This window comes from Pedobacter cryoconitis, assembly GCF_001590605.1.
GTDB lineage: Bacteria > Bacteroidota > Bacteroidia > Sphingobacteriales > Sphingobacteriaceae > Pedobacter > Pedobacter cryoconitis_A.
Window position 1 is genome coordinate 1,582,319 of sequence record NZ_CP014504.1, and the last position, 16,264, is coordinate 1,598,582.

The 16,264-nt window shown below is 39.7% G+C and carries 10 protein-coding genes; 8 read left to right on the plus strand and 2 right to left on the minus strand.

Translation table 11 applies throughout. The features are described from left to right. Positions 1-258 precede the first annotated feature (258 nt). The 7 genes from AY601_RS06750 to AY601_RS06780 all read left to right on the plus strand — a co-directional run bounded on the left by AY601_RS06750 (position 259) and on the right by AY601_RS06780 (position 10,887). Positions 259-3,021, plus strand: a complete 2,763-nt coding sequence (locus tag AY601_RS06750) for a TonB-dependent receptor (protein ID WP_068398290.1) — start codon at positions 259-261, stop codon at positions 3,019-3,021. A 120-nt stretch (positions 3,022-3,141) separates the two neighbouring features. Beyond that, a complete protein-coding gene (locus tag AY601_RS06755) occupies positions 3,142-4,404 on the plus strand; it encodes a right-handed parallel beta-helix repeat-containing protein (RefSeq protein ID WP_068398293.1) in 1,263 nt (420 codons plus the stop codon). Between the two features lie 23 nt (positions 4,405-4,427). After that, positions 4,428-5,516: a phytase gene (locus AY601_RS06760; RefSeq protein WP_084359137.1), complete on the plus strand. Its 1,089-nt coding sequence runs from the start codon at positions 4,428-4,430 to the stop codon at positions 5,514-5,516. A gap of 1 nt (position 5,517) precedes the next feature. Next, positions 5,518-6,909 carry a purple acid phosphatase family protein gene (locus AY601_RS06765; protein WP_068398297.1) on the plus strand — a complete coding sequence of 464 codons (1,392 nt, stop codon included), beginning with the start codon at positions 5,518-5,520 and terminating at the stop codon, positions 6,907-6,909. Beyond that, a complete protein-coding gene (locus AY601_RS06770) occupies positions 6,896-8,719 on the plus strand; it encodes a cytochrome c peroxidase (protein ID WP_198163636.1) in 1,824 nt (607 codons plus the stop codon). The genes AY601_RS06765 and AY601_RS06770 overlap by 14 nt, the downstream gene beginning before the upstream one ends. A 66-nt stretch (positions 8,720-8,785) precedes the next feature. After that, a complete protein-coding gene (locus tag AY601_RS06775; protein WP_068398300.1) occupies positions 8,786-9,577 on the plus strand; it encodes a M12 family metallopeptidase in 792 nt (263 codons plus the stop codon). Between the two features lie 137 nt (positions 9,578-9,714). Then, the gene (locus tag AY601_RS06780; RefSeq protein ID WP_068398303.1) at positions 9,715-10,887 is read left to right on the plus strand and encodes an esterase-like activity of phytase family protein; all 1,173 of its coding nucleotides are present in this window, start codon (positions 9,715-9,717) and stop codon (positions 10,885-10,887) included. Between the two features lie 7 nt (positions 10,888-10,894). Here AY601_RS06780 and AY601_RS06785 read toward each other — a convergent pair whose 3' ends face one another. Beyond that, positions 10,895-11,470, minus strand: a complete 576-nt coding sequence (locus tag AY601_RS06785) for a pentapeptide repeat-containing protein (protein WP_068398306.1) — start codon at positions 11,468-11,470, stop codon at positions 10,895-10,897. Between the two features lie 58 nt (positions 11,471-11,528). Then, on the minus strand, positions 11,529-12,662 hold the full coding sequence (dinB, locus tag AY601_RS06790) for a DNA polymerase IV (protein WP_232324710.1): 1,134 nt from the start codon (positions 12,660-12,662) through the stop codon (positions 11,529-11,531). A gap of 142 nt (positions 12,663-12,804) precedes the next feature. Here dinB and AY601_RS06795 point away from each other — a divergent pair, with 142 nt between their 5' ends. Beyond that, the gene (locus tag AY601_RS06795) at positions 12,805-16,206 is read left to right on the plus strand and encodes a glycosyltransferase (RefSeq protein ID WP_068398309.1); all 3,402 of its coding nucleotides are present in this window, start codon (positions 12,805-12,807) and stop codon (positions 16,204-16,206) included. Positions 16,207-16,264: the final 58 nt, after the last annotated feature.

Sequence of the window (16,264 nt, forward strand, 5' to 3'; positions counted from 1 at the left end):
ATAGGAGAAACCCGTCATTTCTGCCCTTAACAATTCCTTAATGTTACGCTAACTGAATGATAACGGCGACTTTGTTATTTTTAAATCAATGAATGTCAATATGTTGACTCGTGAGTGTATACGCTGTATGCGCTTTGTATACAGTCCGGTTCACGGTGTTTACATTTTGTACACGGTGATTTTTAGCCTGCTGAGAAAGGATAACACACATTTGTGACAGCGAAAAAAACACACGCTCACAAACAAACTATTTGAACAATGAAATTAATTTTACAAACGATTCTTTGCTTATTCTTAAGCATAGCGGTGGCAAAAGCCAGTAACATTAAAGGACACGTGTACGACCAGCGGACCGGAGAAGCCCTGGTTGGCGCTTCCGTAAGATTGGAAAACACAACACAAACAACCCTGACTGGTTTGGACGGTTCTTTCGAGTTCAAACATGTTAAATCAGGAAGCTTTACGCTCAAAGTTTCTTACCTCAGTTATCGAACCTTCACTAAACAGATTGAAGTAGAAAAGGAGGATAACCCTTCACTTAACGTGTATTTGAGTGAAGACAATACCCACGACCTAAGCGAAATTGTGATTGCCGCAAAACAGGAAGGCGCTACAGAACGCACAGCCAGGAAGATAGAACAGAAATCTATGCAGGTGATGAATGTGGTTTCTGGCAGGGCGATGGAAATCTCCCCGGATTTAACGGTGGCCAATGCGATACAAAGGGTATCAGGTGTAACCATTGAAAGAAGTAATAACGGAGACGGACAATATGCTATCCTGCGGGGAATGGATAAAAGGTATAACTATACTTTGGTAAATGGGATTAAAATACCAAGTCCTGATAACAAATTCAGATATGTACCCCTGGATATTTTTCCTTCAGAATTACTGGAACGTTTGGAAGTCTATAAATCGTTGACACCAAATATGGAGGGAGATGCTGTTGGTGGTGTAATTAATATGGTGATGAAAGATGCACCTTCAAAATTACAGGTGAATGCAAATTTGGCAACAGGATATAGTCAGATGCTTTTTGACCGCAAATTCCTTGCTTTCGATGCAGGTGCAATCAATTCAAAGTCCCCTTATGAAAACAACGGAAGAGCTTATGATGCTAAAGCTGCTGATTTTTCTAAAGGAACAGTGGATTATAAAGCAAAACAGGCAGATCCTAATCTGGTGGGTGGTATTGCTATCGGACAACGCTTTCTAAACAATAAACTAGGTGTATTAATTGCGGGAAGTTATCAGAATACTTACCGCGGTACGAACAGTACTTTCTTTAATTCAACCGTTGCTGAAACAGATAAGTTTTCAAGAATTACATCGATGGCCGAAAGACAGTTTAGCGAACAGCAGAAACGTTACGGATTACACGGGAAAATAGATTACAATTTTAATGATAGAAATAAACTATCGCTGGTTAACTCTTATGTGAACCTGACCAGTATACAAACCCGTGATCAGATCACCACAAATTTCTCTACTTCAGAATATAATGCGGCTACAGGAAGCGCAGAAATTTCTTATGCGACGCGTTCAAGATATACCGAGCAGCAGATTTATAACAGTACTTTGCATGGAGAACACACGCTGATTCCGAAGAAGTTAAAAGTACAATGGTCTGCAGTTTATTCTACTGCTAAAAACGATATTCCGGATGAAACAACGATCTCGTTAAACGGGACCCGCAGTAATTTCCTGGATAACCGGACTACCGCGAAAGAAATTGATCACAGATGGTCGAGAAACACAGATGAAGACAAAGCAGGCTATCTGGACATCACTTACACAGCAGCTATTGCAGGTATTAAAGTCGACTTTACAGCTGGCGGGCTTTACAGAGACAAGCAAAGAAGCAGTTTCTATAACAACTACGTACTTTATCCATTAAACAGAGCCGGTTTATACGGAACTGATTTTATGAACTATACAGACATTAACTGGGAGGTTCAGAATCCAAAAGGAGCAGTAGCCAATCCATTGACTTATGATGCTTCTGAAAAAACTACAGCCGGATACGGAATGTTCAATTTCAAAATTGCTAAACTGGAAGTAATCGGTGGAGCGAGAATAGAACATACCAATCAGGGATATAACCTGCTATTTCCTGCAGGTGAGTCAAATCCGGCCGGAAGCCAGGTTTATACAGATCTGCTTCCAAGTCTGAACCTGAAATATGGACTGAGTAAAAATGAAAACTTAAGAGCAACTTATTTCCGCTCACTAAACCGTCCTGGATTTTATGAGATCGTACCTTCAAAAACCATTACTGAAGAATATCAGGAACGTGGTAATCCGGATTTGAAACGTGCTATTGCTGATAACTTTGATTTACGTTATGAATTGTTCCCGAACAGTACCGACCAATTGTTAGTGGGTGCGTTTTTTAAGAATATCAAAGATCCGATTGAATATACTATCCAGGCAGATGCAACCAGAGGGCAAGATCAATATTATACGCCAGGTAACTTTGGAACGGCTAAAAACTACGGTTTAGAAGTAGACTATATCAAGTTCTTCCATAAGATAGGGATTAAGGCCAATTACACCTATACGCATTCAAGGATCACTACAGACAAAAGCAGCAGGATCAGAACTGAAAGTGGTGACCTGAAATTAATTAATGTAGAACAAAGCAGGCCTTTATTTGGTCAGTCTGCACATACCGGAAATTTATCGCTGATTTACAAAGACAGCAAACATGGATGGGATGCGCAATTGGCAGGTTCTTATACCGGAGAAAGAATCAATACCATCTCTCAGTTTGTGGACAATGATTTATGGCAAAAAGGATTCATCCAGATGGATGCTTCTGTAGAGAAGAAATTTAAAAGTAACATCAGTTTTTTTATTAAAGCTGGAAACTTGCTGAATACACCTAATGAGTTGTTTATCAAAGGTAAGAATAGCTTAAATGCAGACTTGCCGAAACAAAAAGAAGACAGCAATGAAACCTTGATCCGCAAAGATTTTTACGAACAAACTTACTTGATTGGCTTACGCTATAAGTTATAAACGAAATAAATAAACCAAGATCAACCCGACATGATTAAAATAATTGTTAAGCTCTCAGAGCAATAATTATTTTAATCATCAAAGGCTCCATCTTACAAAAACAAAAATAGATAAACCAAGATGAACTTAAATAGATTATTCATAGTAGCAGTCTTAATGACTGCGCTATTTACCAGCTGTAAAAAAGCAAATATAGATGTAGATACCACACCAATTGCCCAGAATGGTAATGGTGTTTCGGGTGAGGTATTTGGAATATGGACGAAAGGAAGTGTAGTCCGGGTAACGGGGGATATTATTGTTCCTGTATCAAAATCATTGACCATTGAAGAAGGTGTAACGGTTATTATGGATACGATTGCCAAACCAGAATTCATTGTTTTAGGTAATTTATATTCTATGGGAAGCGCGGCAAATCCGGTTAAAATCACCGTAGAAGAAAATTACAGGACTGCGGCGAATAAGTATGGTAAACTTTGGGGTGGTATACTGGCTGCAACAAGCTGTACGGAATTATTACTCGACAATACGATTATCGAATATGGAGGTGGGGCAACTACTGAAGCTTCAACCTCTGTGAAAATGGGCTTATACAAAGCTAAAAGCGGAGAGAATACACCTGCACTGTGGTTTTCAAATGTAAAAGGTAAATTGGTGGTGACCAACAGCACTTTCAGGTATTTCAGAGATGATTGTACCTATATAGAAGGTGGAAAGATCATCTTTTCAAATAACAGGTTCTATAGTACAGGTTTAGTAGGTGGGGAAGGTATCAATATTAAATCGGGATGTCTGGCTGATATCAGCTATAACCTGTTTTATGCAACCAATACCAATGCACTTAAGCTTTCGAATGTTGGTGACAGAACGCCACAGGCGCATGTAGTGGCTTATAACAATACGATGCTGAATACAGGCTGGAGAAGGCCAACGGCAAAAGGTGGCTCTGTCTGGTTAGAAGCTACGGTATATGCAGAATTATACAATAATTTGTTTGCCAATACCCGTTTTGGAATTAAAAGAGATCTGAAACTTCCGGAAGATAAACGTTCAACTTTCAAAAATTCTTTGTACTATGGATACAGCCAGGCTACGGTTAACCAGTTTCAGCCAAAGACGGATATTATTGGTGGAACTAATGATGTAATTGGCAAACTGGCAGGGGATAATGACCCTAAATTTGCGAACTATCCACTCGATACCGCTACAGATAACCCTACATTAAATGAAAGCTGGGATTTCCATTTATTACCAGGATCAGCGGCATTGAATAAAGGAACTACAGCTTTTGTACGTAATTTTCCAGACGGATTAACCGTGAATGGAATTGTTTACCCTTCACCAGCGCCATCTGTCAATATCGGTGCATTTGGATTAAAATAATCAGCTTTCATCAAATCAACAATATGTTAAGATACCCTATAAAATTTCTTTTGCTTGCCTTGCCGGTTTTAGCAGCAGGCTGCAATCATAAAATTACCAATACCGGGGCAGTTGCTATGGACTCCGCAATTGTTCAACCTATAATTGTCTCAGAAAAAGTACAATTTGATTCTGATGATCCTGCCATCTGGGTTAATCCTCAGGATGCCTCAAAAAGCCTTGTTATCGGGACTGATAAAGCCACTGAAGGCGGATTATATGTTTTTGATCTGCAAGGTAAGATCCAGCACAATCTGGTGGTGAAGGGGCTTAAACGCCCAAACAATGTTGATGTTGCTTATGGATTGATGCTGAATGGCAAAGCAACTGATATTGCTATAACTACAGAACGTTTTACCCATAAACTCCGGATCTTTTCTTTACCTGATTTAAAGCCTGTTGACAATGGCGGCCTTGCGATGTTTGAAGGAGAGACAGCACCAGAATTCAGAGACTTGATGGGAATTTCTATCTATACCAGCAAAGCCGGAAAAATGTATGCTATTGTTGGCCGTAAAACCGGCCCTAAAGACGGGACTTATCTATGGCAATACCTGTTAACTGATGATGGAACAGGTCATGTTAAAGCAAAGCTAGTCAGAAAGTTTGGTCAGTACAGTGGTAAAAAGGAAATTGAAGCTATTGCGGTAGATAACGAACTGGGCTATATCTATTATTCAGATGAACAATTCGGTGTACGTCAATATTATGCCGATCCTGAAAAAGGAAATGAAGAGCTGGCTTTATTTGCAACAACAGGTTTTAAGGAAGATCATGAAGGTATTTCTATTTATAAAACCTCAGCTACCGAAGGTTATATTTTAGTATCTGATCAGGGAGCAAATCAATTTCATATCTTTAACAGAGCGGGTACAACTAAAAATCCTTATGCACACGAACTTTTGAAAGTAGTTAAAGTAAGTGCAAATCATAGCGATGGGTCTGATGTAGTCAATGTTCCGCTAAATGATACGTTCAAACACGGCTTATTTGTGGTGATGAGCGATGATCGGACTTTTCATTATTACCGGTGGGAAGACATAGCAGGTAAAAAACTTAAAATTAACCAATAGAATGCTTAAGAAATCAGTATTGTTATTTTTCTCCTGTGCGCTGAGTGTAATGCTCTGCGCACAAGTAAAACAGAAGGGTGCGGCAACCGAACCTGTCAGGTTAATCCGAGGGCCTTATTTACAAGTGGCCAGCAGTACGGGCATACTGATCCGCTGGAGAACTGATGTATCTGCCAGAAGTAAAGTGCGGTATGGAACAAGCCAGTCCAGACTTGACCAGGCTGCTGAAGATCTTACGCTATTGACTGAGCATCGTATACAGTTGAAAGGATTGAAACCGGCGACACGTTATTATTATTCGATTGGCGGCCTGAAGGATACTTTACAAGGCAATCAGGATAACTATTTTACTACTTTGCCTGAACCAGGTAAAATTGGACCTTACCGGATTGCTGCTTTAGGGGATTGCGGGGATAATTCTATTAATCAGCGCAGGGTAAAAGAACAAGTACTTAAGTATATAGGCGATAAAGATTTGACCGCCTGGATTTTATTAGGTGATAATGCTTATTCTGACGGAACAGATTCAGAATTTCAGAGTAAGTTTTTCAATATTTATAAAGATGATTTGCTAAAAAAGTATCCTTTGTTCCCAACGCCTGGAAATCATGATTACCATGATACTGATCTTACGGAAAAACATGCACAGGAAACTCATGAGACTGCTTATTATCAGAATTTCTCTATGCCGGTCCATGGTGAATCGGGTGGGACGCCTTCTAATACCCAGGCTTTTTATTCCTTTGACATTGGGAATATACACTTCCTATCGCTGGACTCTTATGGAAAAGAAGACCGGACTTACCGGTTGTATGACACTTTAGGCCCGCAGGTGCAATGGATTAAAAAAGATCTGGCAGCCAATAAAAATAAAGGATGGATTATTGCTTTCTGGCATCACCCGCCTTATACGATGGGCTCGCATAATTCTGATCAGGAAGATGAGCTGGTTAAAATCAGAGAAAACTTTATCGGCATTATGGAACGTGAGGGGGTAGACCTCGTTTTAAATGGCCATAGCCATGATTATGAACGCAGCAGAATGATGAAAGGACATTATGGCCCGTCTTCTACCTTTGATGCTAAAAAACATAACCTGAGTACTTCTTCTGGAAAAAATGACGGAAGCCCGGATTCTGCTCCTTATCAGAAAGATCCTGCCCATAAACAGGGAACGGTCTATGTGGTGAGTGGTTCTGCTGGTAAATTGGGTGGAAAACAATCAACCTATCCGCACAACGCGATGTATTTTTCTGATGCAGAACATGGTGGCGCAAGTGTTTTGGAGGTAGAGGGCAACCGTTTAGAGCTCAAATGGGTTTGTGCAGATGGAGAAATCCGGGATCAGTTTACTATTGTTAAAAAAGCTGGCGGAGCCCATGTACCGAAATAAACTGAAGTTAATTATCCAGTTTTTATTATTTATTACCTGTCTGTCTGTTGTTTTAGGTTTGAAAAAATCAACAGACAGTACAGGATTAATTCCTTTAGTAGAAGAAGTTAAAGTCAATTTTAAGCTGTTTGCAAAAAGTACAAATGATTTGCAAAGGGCAATTGCAGCATTGAATACCAATCCTCAAAGCATCCATGACGCTAAAAATGCTTTAAAAAACAGTCGCCTGGCTTATAAGAGAGTTGCATTTTTTCTGGATTACTTTTTCCAGAGTTCTTCGCTGATTTACAATAAACCTGCAAAGGTAGAGGTAGAAGAGCCCTATATGGAATACCAGGAACCTTCGGGGTTCCAGGTGATAGAAGCATTGCTATTTGATCCCCAGCCCTGGGTTCATCAAAAAGAATTGGCTGCACAGGCAGAACTCCTGGCAAGTTCATCCTCAGATCTTCCTGCTTTACTTTATAGCTTTACAGCAACGGATCAACAGATACTGGAAAGTGTACGTTTAGAGCTTCTTAGAGTTATAACCTTAAGCATTACTGGATATGATGCGCCAGAATTAAAAAGTGGAGTAGTGGAAGCCGGGGAGAGTATCCGGGCTATTCAAAAAGCACTGTTACCTTTAGTGCAGCAGCCTGATCAGGCGGCGGTCTTGCTTCGTCAAAATCTGGATGCAACAGTAATTTATCTGGATCAGCATCCTGATTTTGATAGTTTTGACCGGATGAAATTCCTGACAACTTATGGCTTGCCTTTACAAGAGCAATTATCCAATTTCATCCGGTTTTCAAAAGCTGAATTGAATACGCAAAGCGCCCTTAATTATGAGGCTAAAAATATTTTTAGTCCAGATGCTATTCCCTTGAATGTATTTCCGGGTGCAATAAAAACTGATGCGAAAATTGTGGCATTGGGAAAAAAGCTCTTTCTGGAAAAGGCTCTGTCAGGAAATTTGAAGAGGAATTGTGCAAGCTGTCATCATCCCGAAAAATATTTTAGTGAACCATTGAAAACCAGCCTGGCGTTTGATGGGAAAAGTAATGTTCCGCGTAATGCGCCAACCTTATTATATGCTGGTTTCCAATATAGCCAGTTTTGGGATGGTCGTGTCAAAAGCCTGCAGGAACAGATCAAAGCGGTGATTACTAATCCTCAGGAAATGAATGGAGAACATCAGGTGATCTTGGAAAGAGTCAGCAAATCAGTAGTTTATCAACGTGATTTTAAGGATTCATTTCCATTATTTAAAGGAAATCCAATCCATATAGATGCAATTGCTACTGCACTGGCTGCCTATATACAAAGCCTTGCGCCTCGCAATTCTGCTTTTGACAAGTATATCAATGGCGATCGCCAGGCTATGAATGCACAGCAACTTAAAGGTTTCAATCTTTTTATGGGAAAGGGCCAGTGCGGAAGCTGTCACTTTGCGCCACTTTTTAACGGGTTGATCCCTCCGTATTATAAACTAACTGAATATGAGGTTTTGGGTACTCCTGAAAATGCAGACTTCAAGCATCCGAAAAAAGATCAGGATCAGGGCAGGTATAACTTTTTCCCAATTAGTTATTACCAGGCTGCGTTTAAAACACCAACTATCCGCAATATTGAAAAGACAGCCCCTTATATGCACAATGGTGCATTTCAGGATTTATACCAGGTAGTGGATTTCTACAACAAAGGGGGTGGAGCAGGCTTGGGCCTTGACTTGCCGGGACAGACACTTTCTGCCAAACCTTTAAACCTGACAGAAATAGAGATGCAAAATATAGTGAGTTTTATGAAATCATTAACAGATAATCTATAATAGTATATAGTTTTAGAATTATTTTTTCCTAAATTGCTTTACATCTATTCAACTAAATCTATTTTTATGAAAAACAAATTTCTATTGCTCAGTACTGCCGTACTGTTCTGCCTGACCAGCTGTAAGAAAAATGCAGAGGATTCAACACCTGTTGTGAACGATCAAAAAGTGCAGGAAACCGGATTACACCAGGACTTTACCTGTGAAATGAAGCAACCAGCACCTGGCGGCCCGGCTACCGAGGCCAATGGCCCGGCAAACAAATTATGGACGAATGGAAGCACCATTAAAGTGAAATTTATTGGTGGATCTAATATTGTCCGGAACAAGGTTATCCAATATGCTAAAAGCTGGGAAGCTTCTGCGAATGTTACCTTTTCATTTGTTGCAGATAATGCAGCAGCTGATATTAAAGTTGGATTTGCAAGCGGAGGCTCCTGGTCTTACATTGGTACAACTTCTAAACAGTATTCACCATCAATGAATTATGGCTGGTTTACCGATACAACCAGTGATACCGAATTCAGAAGGACAATTACACATGAATTTGGTCATGCTTTAGGGCTTAACCATGAGCAGTCTCACCCTGATGCTAATATTCCATGGAATAAGCAGGCAGTTTATAACTATTATATGGGCCCGCCAAACAACTGGACTAAAGCACAGATTGACTTTAATGTATTAAGTGTAGAATCAAGAACGGGATTAAATTATACTGCTTATGATCCGGCATCCATTATGCATTATGCTGTACAGGCACAGTTTACGACCAACAATACGACTATTGCGGCCAATAATACAACCATTTCTGCGAAAGATGTTTTATACATGAAAACTTACTATCCGGGAAGAAGTTAATGGGGCAGGAGTTAATCAATTAATTGTTATTTTTAAAAAGGGTGCTTATTTGATAAGCATCCTTTTTTATTTTAGTTCTCACCGTATATTAGCTGCGTTTTACTGGAAACAATAAAATTTCCAGCTCTTCCATTCCTATGTTAAAACGTGAGCATTACTCCAAAATAGCATTTGCTTTACTAATCTCCTTGGCCATAGGAGGTTGTTCAGTGCGTAAAAATGTAACCCCTAAACAACCGGTATTGGCTTCGGTCACTAGCCTGAAATATATCAATACTTATGTTTTTCCCTATAACCAGCAATACAAAGGAACTACTGTTGGTGGTTTGTCTGCTATAGATTTTGATCCGGTTAAACAAGTTTATTACCTGATTAGTGATGACAGATCGGCGATCAACCCGGCCAGATTTTATACCGCGAAAATCTCGTTGTCTGCTGCCGGAATCAATAAAGTAAGTATGATCGCTGTAAATACGCTTTATCAGAAAGATGGTTCTGCGTATCCTAAACTCAGTAAAAATGCCACGCGCACTACAGATCCAGAAGCAATGCGTTACAATGGTCTGACCGGGCATTTGTATTGGACCAGTGAAGGAGACCGTGTCATGAAGCATGGAGATACCATACTCATCGATCCAACTATCAATATCGTTTCTACCCATGGAAAATATGCAGATAGCATTCCATTGCCAGACAACCTGAGGATGCAGCGTATAGAGAGTGGCCCGAGAAGAAATGGGGTTTTAGAAGGGCTTACTTTCGCAGATGACTTTAGTACTTTATATGTAAATCTGGAAGAACCTTTATATCAGGATGGGCCGCGTGCGGAAGTAGGGGTTAGAAATAATGCATTTGTCAGAATTTACCAGTTTGAACTGAAGACTAAGAAGAATGTTGGACAATATGCTTATGAGCTGGATCCCGTGGCTTTACCGCCATTAAAAGCTGGTGGGGAATATGTGAATGGTATTCCTGATATCCTTTGGCTGGGCAATCAGCGCATGCTGGTTACCGAACGTTCTTATTCCGAAGGGCAGCCGGGGACAACTATTAAAGTATTCCTGGCGGATTTGAATGGGGCAACAAATATTATAGCTACAAAATCTTTAAAAGAAAATCCGGCAAGTCAGCCTATTCAAAAGAAAATGCTTTTAAACATGGATGACCTGGGGATTTACATAGATAATATTGAAGGTGCAACTATAGGGCCTGTCTTGCCAAACGGGCATCAGACAGTGATTTTTGTAGCAGATAATAACTTTAATGAGAAGGAACAGGCCCAGTTTATGTTGTTTGAGGTGATTCCTTAATCAATTGTTATCCTTTGATATCAATATCATATTTGGCTAAAAGACCGGCTATCCCTGCGATAGAGAATTTGGCTTTTTTGATCCTGTTCAGTTCAGGGTCAAATGTATAATTATAAGCACTGGTAAAATCGGCTTTTTCCAGTATAGTATTTTCGAATGTTGTGCTGTACAAGTCGCAATTGTCAAAAACAGCGCCTCCCAGATCGGCTTCCGTAAAATCTGCCTGATGAATCCTGGAGTCTTTAAATGTTGTCTTTTTAAGTTTTACCTGGTAAAAAGAACAATGATCTAAAGTGCAGCTGTTAAAAGTAAGTTCCAGCCCAAATTCATTACAACTGTCAAAAATTAAACCTAAGAGTTTACTGTCTTTAAATCTGATTCCCCTCAAAGCTGTTTTCGATAGTTTGGCCAGGCTCAGGTTGCAGCCTGAAAATTCACATTCCAGAAAGACGAAACCAGAAAGGTCGGCATTGGAGAAGTCACAGTTTTTGAAAGTACAGTATTCATATTCACCTTTTTCCAATGGATTTTTGGTGAAGTCTACTTTGTCAAATGTTTTTTCTTCTATGAATAATGTGGCCATATGGTTGGTTTTCTCTTTGTTTGAATGCTTTCGCAAATTAAGACATTAGCTGCGAAAGCTAAAATAATTCCAGTTGATCTGGGTCTGTAAACTTGCCCGGGTTAATGGATGTTCCGAAATTACTTAGGGTAATACCCAGCAAGCGGATTTTCCGGTCATCAGTTTCTACTTTCAGCAGCAGCTCTTTGGCTGCAGTAAGAATTGTTGCATAATCGGCTACCCCTGCAGAAAATGAGGTGTTTCTGGTGAGCTGTTTAAAATCATCAAATTTGATTTTAAGGGTTAGTGTTTTCCCCTTTAGCCTGTTCTTTTCCAATCTTTCTGCCACTTTTTCGGCAATCAATTCTAATTCGGCCACCAGTTCTTCTGTAGAAATCAGGTCTTTCCCAAAGGTATCTTCGACACTCAGCGATTTAGTTAAGCGATGTGGTTGTACCGGACGGTCATCAATACCCCGCACTATCTTATAATAGAATTTGCCAGTTTTGCCGAATTTCCGGATGAGTTCCTGTTCAGACAGCTTTTTAAGATCAGCTCCAGTATACAGGCCCATTTTCTTCATCTTATCCGCTGTTACTTTACCCACACCGAAGAACTTTTCTACGGGCAGTTTTTCCATAAAAGTGTTGATCTTGGAAGGGCCAATAAAGGTGAGCCCATCCGGCTTATTCATGTCTGAAGCAATTTTGGCTATAAATTTATTGCTGGAAACCCCCGCTGAAGCAGAAAGGTTAAGCTCATTTTTAATCGCATCCTTTATTTGTTTTGCAATTTCCAGTGCAGAGCCGATATTTAACTTGTCAGTAGTGACATCCAGAAAAGCTTCATCCAGCGAAAGCGGCTCAATCAAATCTGTATAACGCCTGAATATTTCCCTGATACGCACTGATACGCTTTTATAAGCATCAAATCTGGGGTATACGAATATGGCATGCGGACATAGCTGTATCGCTTTTCGGGATGACATGGCCGAATGGATGCCAAATTCGCGCGCTTCATAACTTGCTGTTGCAACGACACCACGTCCATCAGGAGAACCGCCTACCACAATTGGTTTGCCTCTGTATTCAGGGAAATCACGCTGCTCTACGGTCGCATAAAATGCGTCCATATCTATATGAATAATTTTTCGCTGAAGTGTTTTTTCTACTGGATCTGACATCGTTAATTCTGGTTCGGTAAATCTCCCCATTATCTCCGGTTTTTTTGTCAAATTCTCCTTATATTTGACCAATATTAGGATTTTTTTAATTATAGCACACTCAATATTTCTCTCTGCCTCAAGCAGGAGACGGCTATGGTTTGATCTTGAATAATAATTATTTATTTCTCAAATGCCCGGAAAACAAATTTTTCAAACCACAAAGAAAAGCAGATGGATAACTTTTCAATGGGTAACCAGGATGTTCCTTATTGTATTTATTATTGCATCCGCTTGCGTAGCTTATACATTGTTATCTAATCATTATCCCAATTTGCCTATTATCACTAGTACCGCCACTTTAAGCAAGAAACAGATTGAGCAGATTAAAAAATCACAAAGGTATTCGGATTTCAAAATTTCTAAAAAGAAGCTGCTGCAGATACAGGAGCACCAAAAACTAAACAGGCTTAAACACCCGAATAACAAGGCAAGGATCAATGCTGGTTTTTATGTGAACTGGGATCCGCAGTCACTGACTGATTTAAAAGATCACATCAAACAGCTGGATATGGTAGTCACAGAATCTTTCTTTATCAAGAACGGTGCTGATACTTTAATTGATCAGGTGAACGTGGAGGCGATGCAAGTCATCAACAAACATAAAAAGGTGGCCATTGCGATGGTTTCTAATTTTAGTAAAGATCGTTTTGATGGAAATGCAATTCACAAGTTGTTGCAAAATAAGCCATTGCAGAACCGGTTTATTGCTAACCTGATTAAATCCTTAAAGAAATACGGTTTTCATGGTGTAAATATTGACTTTGAAGAAATCAAGGAAAAGTCTGACGCACCGCTGGCTGCATTCCAAAAGAACCTGTATAATCAGCTGCATGCACAGAACCTGATCGTTACACAGGATATTACTCCGGACAATGATAATTATAATCTGCAGACCTTATCAGCATACAATGATTATATTTTTGTGATGGCTTATGATCAGCATAGCGAAAGCAGTAATGCTGGTGATGTTTCGCATCAGCAGTGGGTAGAAGAGCAGCTGGATAAAATATGCGAGAAGATTTCTTCTGAAAAAGTTATTCTTGCGCTTGCTTGTTATGGCTATGATTGGCCGGATCAGGATGTTGGAAAAAATGTTACTTATCAGCAGGCCATTGCCAATGCAAGCAGATATGGTGGGAAAATTAAGTATAATCCAATTTCAGCGAATCTGAACTATAGTTACACAGATGAATCGGGTTTACATCACCAGGTGTTTTTTACAGATGCTGCAACGAATTTTAACCTGATCAGAAAAGCTGATGACTGGGATGTTGCGGGTATCGCAATCTGGCGTTTGGGTGCTGAAGATCCAAGGTTGTGGTCTTTCATTTCTAAAGATCTGAGTATTGATTCGGTAAGAAAAAGTGGAATAGATATCAAAAGATTGACCCACATTGGATTAAATGATAGAATCGATTATTCTGGTGAAGGTGAAGTGCTGGATTTAGTCTCTGTACCTAAACAGGGTAAGATTGATGTGAAATTGGATACCCAGAATTTTGTGATTGCAGATCAGGCTTATGTGGACCTGCCTACAAAATATACCATTCGCAGATATGGGCATGCAGAGAAGAAAATTGTATTGACTTTTGATGATGGGCCTGATCCGGTTTATACGCCTCAGATCATTGATATCTTGCAAAAAGAAAAGGTACCAGGCAGTTTCTTTGTGGTTGGGATTATGGCCGAGCAGAATATGGGCCTTTTACTGAAAGAATTTAACCTGGGTTATGAAATTGGTAACCATACTTTCTTCCATCCCGATATGTCTAAAGTAGGGCCGGAAAGAGTAAATTTTGAGTTGAATGCAACAAGAAAGCTAATTGAGTCTGTAACCGGGCATAGTACAATTCTGTTCAGGCCTCCGTTTAATGCGGATGCAGAGCCTTCAACTTCGGCAGAGATTCTTCCGGTGGCACAGAGCAGGGATCAGAATTATATCAACATCGGAGAGTCTATTGACCCTCAGGATTGGCGTCCGGGAATTACTGCGGATGAAATTTTTAATGCTGTTGTGAAATACCAGGATAACGGGAATGTGTTGCTGTTGCATGATGCTGGTGGTAACCGTTCAGCAACTGTAGCAGCTTTACCAAGAATTATTAAACATTTCAAAGATAAAGGTTATGAATTCGTAACGATCGGAAACCTGATTGGTAAGAAAAAAGATGAGCTGATGCCGCCGGTTGTTAATTCAGGTGGAATTGGTTTTGTCACTTCTGGAAATACATTGTTCCTGAATGTGTTTTCTTACGGAACACTGATTTTGAACTACATCTTTATCATGGCCATTATCCTGGCCATGCTGAGAAGTGTTTTTATTGCTATTCTAGCTGTTAAACAGAAAATAGCAAGCAAAAAGGACAGCCTGCTTTTATTGAAAGACCCTGCGATGAAAGTGAGTATTATCATCCCTGCCTATAATGAAGAGATAACTGTAGTACAAACTTTAAACAGTCTGCTGAAAACAACCTATCCTGATGCGGAGTTTATCTTTGTAGATGATGGGTCTTCAGATCGTACTGTGGAACTGGTTAAAGAACATTTCAGCCACCTGTCAAACATTAAAATATATACTAAGCCAAATGGGGGTAAAGCTTCTGCTTTGAACTTTGGTATTGCGCTTGCTGAAGGTGATTTTGTAATCTGTATTGATGCGGATACACAGCTGAAAACTGATGCAATTACTGAATTGATGCGTTATTTTTATGACGAGGATATTGCTGCAGTAGCAGGTACGGTAAAGGTTGGTAATAAGATTAACCTGATTACAAACTGGCAGTCTATTGAGTACATCACTGCGCAGAACATGGACAGAAGGGCATTTGATATTTTAAATACCATTACTGTAGTACCAGGGGCGATTGGGGCTTTCAGAAAACAAGTGATCCAGGAAGTTGGTGGTTTTACAACTGATACGCTTGCAGAAGACTGTGATTTAACAATGCGTATTTTAAGAGCTGGTTATATCGTGAAAAATTGCGATACGGCAATTGCTTATACTGAAGCGCCTGAAACGGTGGATATGCTGTTGAAACAAAGGTTGCGATGGAGTTTTGGGGTAATGCAAAGTTTCTGGAAAAACAGGAAAACACTCCTGAATAAGAAATATGGCTATTTTGGAATGGTTGGGATGCCTAATATCCTGATCTATCAAATTATACTTCCATTATTTTCTCCACTGGCAGATTTCTTTATGGTGCTTTCTATTATCACAGGGCTGTTTTCTTTATCTTCCGTAAATTCACTTACTTTAGAAGGTATGGGCAGCTTACTAAGCCTTGATAATGGTTTTGGACAGGTATTTTTCTTCTATTGCGTGTTTATCCTGGTAGATTTGTTCTTTGCAGGAATCGCATTCAGAATGGAGAAAGAGTCTTATAAGAAACTGATTTATATCATCCCGCAACGTTTTTACTGGAGACAACTGATGTACCTGGTCTTGTTCAGATCGGTCCGTAAAGCGTTGAAAGGAGAGCTGGAAGGCTGGGGAGTTCTAAAACGTACCGGTAATGTAAAAGAGCAGTCTTAGCGGCTTATTTACACTACTTAAAACAATTAATAATATACATTAACATACACAATACGAA